This is a genomic window from Alteromonas sp. AO-Serp (genome assembly GCF_017849675.1).
Taxonomy (GTDB): domain Bacteria; phylum Pseudomonadota; class Gammaproteobacteria; order Enterobacterales; family Alteromonadaceae; genus Alteromonas; species Alteromonas macleodii.
In genome coordinates this window covers 1-8,044 of sequence record NZ_JAFLMX010000282.1, presented here as the reverse complement: position 1 = coordinate 8,044, position 8,044 = coordinate 1, and the positions used below count along the sequence as shown (strand labels likewise).

4 protein-coding genes are annotated in these 8,044 nt (G+C 45.0%); 2 read left to right on the top strand and 2 right to left on the bottom strand.

Going from position 1 to position 8,044, the window contains the following annotated elements:
- Together QVA83_RS18500 and QVA83_RS18495 are read left to right on the top strand one after the other, a co-directional pair.
- Positions 1 to 3,015: efflux RND transporter permease subunit (locus tag QVA83_RS18500; RefSeq protein WP_287498796.1), on the top strand; the 3,015-nt coding region annotated here is incomplete at its 5' end.
- Complete coding sequence (locus QVA83_RS18495) at positions 3,012 to 6,191, top strand: efflux RND transporter permease subunit (RefSeq protein ID WP_287498795.1); 3,180 nt, start codon at positions 3,012 to 3,014, stop codon at positions 6,189 to 6,191. The genes QVA83_RS18500 and QVA83_RS18495, both read left to right, overlap by 4 nt.
- Before the next feature lie 126 nt (positions 6,192 to 6,317).
- Here the strand turns inward: QVA83_RS18495 and QVA83_RS18490 are convergent, their stop codons facing one another.
- The gene (locus QVA83_RS18490; protein ID WP_014949750.1) at positions 6,318 to 6,662 is read right to left on the bottom strand and encodes a DUF3718 domain-containing protein; all 345 of its coding nucleotides are present in this window, start codon (positions 6,660 to 6,662) and stop codon (positions 6,318 to 6,320) included.
- A 417-nt stretch (positions 6,663 to 7,079) separates the two neighbouring features.
- Complete coding sequence (locus QVA83_RS18485; RefSeq protein WP_014949751.1) at positions 7,080 to 7,874, bottom strand: DUF2189 domain-containing protein; 795 nt, start codon at positions 7,872 to 7,874, stop codon at positions 7,080 to 7,082.
- Positions 7,875 to 8,044 lie beyond the last annotated feature (170 nt).

Below are 8,044 nucleotides of genomic sequence, written 5' to 3'. Positions count from 1 at the left end.
CCAAGACTCCTTCGTTTTAACCCAAGTTTAGACCCGGTAATTAAACTGGGGCTGACGGCACAAAGCGATACGTCAAGTTTAAGCGTAGCGCAAATGAAGCGATTACGTTTGTATGCCGAACAGCAAGTAAAACGAGCGCTAGAGTCAGTAGAGGGTGTGGCAGCCGTGCGCGTTGGCGGTGGTTTAGAAAACGAAATACACATTCTTATCGACCAGCAGAAAGCCAGTCAGCTGTCTATTCCCATTACCCGAATTATTGACCGGGTCAGTGCCGAAAACATTAACGCGGCCGGCGGTCGAATTGATAACGCAGCCCAGGCGTTTTTGGTCAGAACCCTGAATCAGTTTGAAACACTGAGCGATATCGAAAACCTTTTCATTGGGCGTTTTGAAGGCAGAAACATTCAACTTAAAGACGTGGCAACGGTTGAGAGTGCTTATAAAGATCGTGATGTGGTAACGCGCTTTAACGGCAATGAAGGCATTGAAATTGCCATTTATAAAGAAGGCGATGCTAATGCCGTTAACGTTGCGCAAAAAGTGGCTAGCCGGTTAAATGAGGTCAACAACAACTTGCCTTCTAACTACACGCTTAGCGAAATTTATGACCAAAGCGTGTTCATTAAGCAAGCTATAGATAACGTAAAATCAGCGGCATTGATGGGCGGTATTTTAGCCATGTTGGTGCTGTACCTTTTTCTTAAAGATTTCTGGGCTACCGTTATTATCTCGGTTTCTATTCCGGTATCAGTAATTGCCACCTTTAATCTAATGTATGCCAACGACATAAGCTTAAACATGATGAGCTTAGGTGGTATCGCGCTGGCTGTTGGATTATTAGTAGATAACAGCATTGTTGTGCTTGAAAATATCGATCGCCATAAAAAATTAAAAGTGGCTGGGAGTGATAACGCTACAGCTAATGAAAAAACGACGGCAGAAGCCACAGACACTGATGCATCTGCCGCCAGCGAAGGAACAAAAGAAGTCTCTGGCGCAATTGTGGCTTCGACACTGACCACTATGGCCGTGTTTGTGCCGCTAATATTTGTAGAAGGTATTGCAGGTCAGCTGTTTAAAGATCAAGCGTTAACCGTGTCGTTCGCTTTAGCTGCATCGCTTGTTGTTGCGCTCACACTTATCCCTGCGATGGCACATAAGAAGAAAAAGCAACAGCTAGATCACGAAGATGTGTTCACTACACCAGCGCCTACCCCTCCTACGTCAACGTTTGGCAAAGTTATGTATTACGTTACCCTGCCAATTCGTTGGGCATTCAGACTTATCTTTGTATTTTTACCTGCAGCCTTGGTCACCTTGGTGATAGGTGCATGGCATATCGTCAGCAAGTTATTAAGCGTTGCCTTTAAACCACTTATCTGGGTATTTAACAAAGGGTTTGACCTTCTCGCTTCTGCTTATGAAAAACTGCTGCGCGTAAGTCTTAAAGCCAAAGCGCTGGTGTTAGCTACTGCCTTTATTCTTGCTGCTGGCGCGATAATGCTTGTACCAAAACTAGGTATGGAACTTATTCCTACCCTGTCACAAGGAGAATTTTCGGTAGAAGTGACCCTTCCTGCGGGCTCGCCACTGGCGCGTACCGACGCTATTATCAGCGAGCTTGCTGCGGTTGCAGTAAATAACAATGATGGCGGCGAAACCAAGGTGCTTCGCACCTATGCCATGTCTGGTACGGGTAGCCTTATAAGCGCCGCGCCTAATCAGGGTGGCGATCATTGGGGCCGCTTAAACATTGTCATGCAGCCTTCGGCGACAGCTGGCGATATGGACGCGGTAAAGCGTGCGCTTCGTGATTACCTAGCCTTTAAACCTCAGGTTCAGGCAACGTTTTCAGAGCCTGAGCTATTTAGCTTTGCATCGCCTATTCAAATTGAAATTGCGGGTTACGACCTAAATCAGTTACAGCAGTATGGCGACGCCATTGCGACCAAGCTAGCCAGTTTTAGTAATTTTGCAGACGTAACGACCAGCATTCGTGACGGAAGCCCAGAGCTTAAAATAGCCTTCCATCACGCCAAACTTGCTCGCCTTGAGCTTGATGCATCAACCGTTTCTCAGCTTATTGCAGCCAAAGTAGGTGGCCGTGTCGCTACACAGTACAGTGTTGAAGACAGAAAGGTGGATGTGCTAGTAAGAACGCAAGAAAACCAGCGAGATGACATCGCCAGCGTGCGTGCCATTGTTGTTAATCCAGGCTCTGCACAACCTATTCCATTAAGTGCCGTGGCAGACGTTTACATGAGTGTAGGTCCTAGCGAGATCACCCGCGTTGGACAGCAGCGTGTAGCGCTGGTATCTGCGAATTTAGCTAAGGGTAAGCTTGATGAAGCAGTTGCCGTTGCCAATAAAGTCATTGATGAAACCCAACTTCCTCTATCTTTAAGTGCAACATTAACTGGACAAAGTGAAGACATGCAAAGCAGCTTCCGTTCGCTACAGTTTGCCCTAGCACTTGCGGTGTTCATGGTGTATTTGGTTATGGCGTCACAGTTCGAGTCGCTGCTGCACCCTCTGCTTATTTTGTTCGCAGTGCCGCTAGCCGGTGCAGGTTCCGTGTATGGATTGTGGCTTACCAATACGCCGCTAAACGTGGTGGTATTTATCGGTTTGATTATGCTGTGCGGTATTGTAGTGAACAACGCTATTGTATTAGTTGACCGTATAAATCAGTTACGCCGTCAAGGAGTAGATAAAGACACCGCTATTCTAGATGCTGCAAAGACCCGCCTGCGCCCCATTGTGATGACTACACTTACTACGGTGTTGGGTCTATTGCCTATGGCGTTTGGTTTTGGTGAAGGTGCTGAAATTCGCACGCCAATGGCCATCACTGTTATTTACGGCCTTCTGTTTGCAAGCTTGCTCACCCTCATTTTACTGCCAGTGCTTTACAGCCTGTTCGACGTGAAGAAAAACGTTGCGCAGAAAACGTCTGTTAACACTAATGCGGGCTTTGGTGACGAAGGAGCAATGTCGAAAGGAGGTGTACTATGAGTACACCTTCTCACAACGCTAATAACAGTTCTGAAACCCACACTGACAAGCGCCAAACACGTGACCCGAATCAACGCGAGACAGACATAGCTTCACAGCCGCACCTTTCAAAAATTGCAGGTATAGGCGCCTCGCTTGCACGCTTTGCGTTAAATAAGCCCGTTACGATCGGAATGCTGTTTTTGTCTATGTTGCTGTTCGGCATTGTATCTGGCCGCTTATTGCCTTTAGAGAAATTCCCTGGGATTGATATTCCAGAAATGGTAGTGCAAATCCCCTACCCTGATGCAACGCCAGTTGAGATTGAAACCATGATCACCCGCCCGGTTGAAGAGGCCGTTGCTACCATGTCGGGGATAAAGCGATTAAGGGCACGGTCGTACGACAATATGGCTGAGGTCATTGTAGAGTTCGATTGGGATGAAAACCTTAAAGCCAAAAGTATTGAAGCGCGGGAGAAGATTGACGCTATTCGCCACGAACTTCCTGACGATATAGAGCGGATCATGGTGTATAAATTTAACACCAACGATATGCCTATATTCCAGCTGCGTGTATCGAGCGACCGCGACTTATCAAATGCTTACGACTTGCTTGAACGTAACCTTAAGCGACCGCTAGAGCGTGTTCCGGGTGTATCGAAAGTTGAGCTATACGGCACCATGAAGCGTCAAATTACTATTCGCTTAGATCCTAAGAAAATGGCGGCCTACCAAATAGACGGTACACGCTTAGAGCAGCAGCTTCAAAACGCCAACTTCTCGCTAACCGCGGGCTATATGTACAATAACGGTGAAAAAATTCTGGTTAACCCAACTGGCGAATTTACCGATGTAAACGACTTTAAAAATATGTGGGTTACCCGCAGCGTTCGCTTGTCTGATATTGCCAGCGTGACTTACGAGCTTCCTCAACGCAATGAAGGACGTCATTTAGATCGCACCTTTGCGGTAGGCTTTAACGTATTTCGCGAATCGGGCAGCAATCTTGTAGAAGTTTCCGACGCGGTAATGAAGGTTATCGAAAAAGCCAAGGAAGACCCTGAGTTTACAGGCATTAGTTTATTTGTAATGGACGACACCGCGAAAAGCGTGACTTCGTCGCTGAGCGATTTGCTAAACGCAGGCCTTTTAGGTGCGTTACTTTCAGTTATTGTGCTGTACTTATTTTTGCGCCAGCTTACCACCACCTTAATCGTCGTGCTTTCAGTGCCATTCTCAATTTGTATTACCTTAGGTGTGATGTATCTATTAGGTTATACACTCAACATCTTATCGTTAATGGGCCTCATGCTAGCGGTAGGTATGCTGGTAGACAACGCCGTGGTGATCACTGAAAGCGTATTTCAAGAACGCCAACAAGAAGGAGACATTAAGCGAGCCACCCAGATTGGTGTAAACAAAGTCAGTCTTGCGGTCATTGCCGGAACAGCAACCACGGCAATAGTGTTTTTACCTAATATTATTGGGGTAAAAATAGACGTGACTATTTTCTTAGAGCACGTTGCTGTGGCTATCTGTATATCTCTGTTCGCGTCGCTTTTCATTGCTAAAACACTTATTCCCTTGCTGACAACTAAGGTAAAGATCCCTGTTGTAAAAACGCCTAAAACACCGTCCTACATAAAAGGCTATGGTCGTGCGCTTAACTGGATGTTGAAACACCAGGGTGCAACTTGTGTTATTGCTCTGCTTATTCTCGCGTCGACCTTTGTGCCTATGCAGGTGGTAACGTCTGACGATGAGGGTAACGACAACCAAGAGCGCATTTGGCTTAATTACCATGTGACACAAAACTTCACCTTAGATGAAGTGGAAAAAACCGTAAATAAAATGGAAGCATATCTTTATGAAAACCAAGAACGCTTTCATATTAAGCAGGTGTATACCTATTTTACTGCCGGCCATGCAGTAAGCGGTATCACGCTTAATGACGAGTTGCCCGTAAGTGTGGGTAAAATTAAGGAGGATATTCGCGAAAACATGCCTTCATTCGTGCGTGCTCGCCCCTCTTTCCAGTGGGATAGCGGCAACGGTGGTGGCGTGAGAGTAACGCTGTTGGGCGAGTCTTCAGAAACCTTGCTCACTATTTCAGAGCAAATCATTCCTATTCTTTCCACCATAGATGGGTTGGAAGATGTAAAAGCCGACACGGGATCTACCCGCGATGAGGTTCAAATACGCATAGACAGAGAGAAAGCAAATCGCTTCGGCATACAAGTAAACGATGTGGCTAAACTTATCTCTACGGCACTACGCGGAAGTAATTTACGTACATTCCGCTATGGTGACGCCGGAGAAGTGGCGGTGCAGCTTAAGTTTGGCAGCGATATTCAAGCCTCGCTAAGCGAACTTAAGAACATCAATATTGGGTTTACGCAGGGTCAATCGGTAACGCTGAACATGATTGCAGATTTCTCTGTGGTGCCACAGCTTTCGCAAATTAACCGCAACTATCGTCAAACAGCGCTAGCTATTGGTGCAAACTTAGAGGGTGAAACCACCACCGAACAAGCTCGTGAGCGCATAGAAAAAGCATTAGCTAATATCGAATTGCCGACAGGCTATAAGTGGACGCTAGACGGCAGCTTCTCTCGCCAGGATGAAGCCAATGCCGTAATGCAAATGAATATGCTATTAGCGCTTTGCATGATATACGTTGTGATGGCCGCGCTGTTTGAATCGCTAATTCTTCCAACATCTGTAATTACGTCACTACTGTTTTCCTTTACAGGTGTTTTTTGGGCATTCATGGTTACAGGCACATCTATGTCTATCATGGGGATGATTGGCATGCTGATTCTGATGGGTATTGTGGTTAACAATGGCATCGTATTGGTAGACAGAATTAATCAGCTAATTAATGAAGGCTTGTCGCTGTATGACGCAGTGATTGAAGGATGTATGACACGGATCAGGCCTATTCTGATGACAGTAGCCACTACAGTTCTAGGGCTTATTCCACTTGCGATGGGGAGTACTCGAATTGGTGGCGACGGTCCTCCCTACTCGCCAATGGCCATTGCAATCATTGGTGGGCTGGTGTTCTCAACACTAACCAGCTTGTTCTTAGTACCACTTGCTTACGTGTTGCTACTAAAGCTTAGGTTTAAAACGCAACGTTTGTTTAAAACCAGTAAAGCGCGTGTAGCCACGTATATTAAAATCGCTAATTAAGGCGCATTTTAAAGCAAAAAGTAAGACAAAAAGCGGGTCTAGTTTTCACCATTTACGTCAACGTGATTGACGATGAGTGCAAGCTAGCCCGCTTTTTCTGGATTTATCGTTACCGCAATCAACGCCTTAGCTACGCGACGTTAAGTATTCATGTACGGCATCAGCGTGACGCTCAACTGAAAACTCAATTAGACTACTGCCATTGCACGTCAACCCTTCTTCAGACGTTACCATACGCAACACTTCACGCTGACTAGCACCAATGCGTCCTACGTTACGTGAAAGACTAGAGCGAAGTACTCTAACGTCATCATTTATCACAGCTTTACAAAACCCTGCGAATTGGGTTTCGCCTACAAAGCGTATGTCTTTTTGCGGTGCTGCGGCAGTTGCGTTAACGCTAAATGCTGCGGTTGCAGTTACAGCTAGCACTTTTACCGCGTTGGCTAGTTTCGATTTAACTGGTTTCATGTTTAATTCCTCAATGTGTAGATAAAGGCTTTAATCAAGTTTGTGGCAAACTCTTAGTTTTTGGTTGAACAAAGCTGAACAATCAACAATTCGCTCAACGCCCTTTACTTATGCATCAAGAATTAAAACTTTTCTGTTGAATGATTGTGTAATGGGGGTAAATACGCAGTAAATCTGTTTGTTACACCCTTGTTATCGGCTTAAACCATTGTTTTATAAAGACTAATCTAAATTATATATTACTAATGTATCTAGCAACGACACTTGAAGAAAGAAAGAAGTATAAAACTTAAATACAAAAAGGCCCCTTTAGGGGCCTTAAAAATGTAATTTTAACAAAATATATAATGATAAAGCGCATTTAATAAGCAGAAGCACTCGCCCTTTCCGTAATTAAATTACAGAAAGCGCAGCCGACTACTCATATTTGCGTTCACGCTTAGTTTCAATGGCATCAATGTAAGCATGCCATGACGCGTAGCCGATAATAGGCATCAACACGATAAAACCAATAAACCCGGTTACGTAACCAATCGCAACGGTGGTAAAGATGATCGCCCCCCAAATAAGCATGGGCACCTTATTAAGCCATACTGCGTTAACGCTGGTTAATACGGCGGTAGCAAGGTCAACTTTGCGTTCCATCAAAATAGGTTGGGTAAACGCCGTAATAAAAAGCATAGCCAATGTAAAACCCGCACCAACAATTGTGCCTAGCGCTAAAAACGGTAACAAGCTTTCTAAGTCGTTTTCTATATAAGGCGGATAAAGCGCGTGGATTAGCGATGCGACACGTAACCAAAATATCATCATCACCATTAGCAGTATGGCAAAGCCCCACTCGTTAAATGCATTTCGGCGCATTGCGCGTAAAGAGTGGCGTAGCGTGGGCTTGTGGCCTTTTTCCATTTCCCAGCTCACATCATAAAGACCAGCAGCCAGAAATGGACCTACCAACATAAAGCAAACAATAGCGGGTAAAATAACTAAGTGCCAACCTGTCATTTCAACCAAATACATAATGAACCACGGAATAACCGCGAAAAGTACGCCATAAAATAAAGTAAGCCCCGGGGCACGCATGGCGTCTCTTAATGCTAACGACAACCACTTTATAGGGTCGCCAACGTCTAACTCTTTACAGGGAATAACGCGAGCTATACCGCTTTGCGTGATTGCATTCTCTGGTGTTTCTTTGAAATGGTGCGACATATTCTTATCACCTCTGCTTGTTAGCCTGTTTGTTACTAACGCGTTTTTTATACACGCCTTACTACTACGATAGGCGCTGAATGAAAAGTTCACAAGCTATTAACATAAATTTTATACTTAAGTGACATTTAGAATGTATATCTCGCAATGCGCTCAATAAATAACCAGTT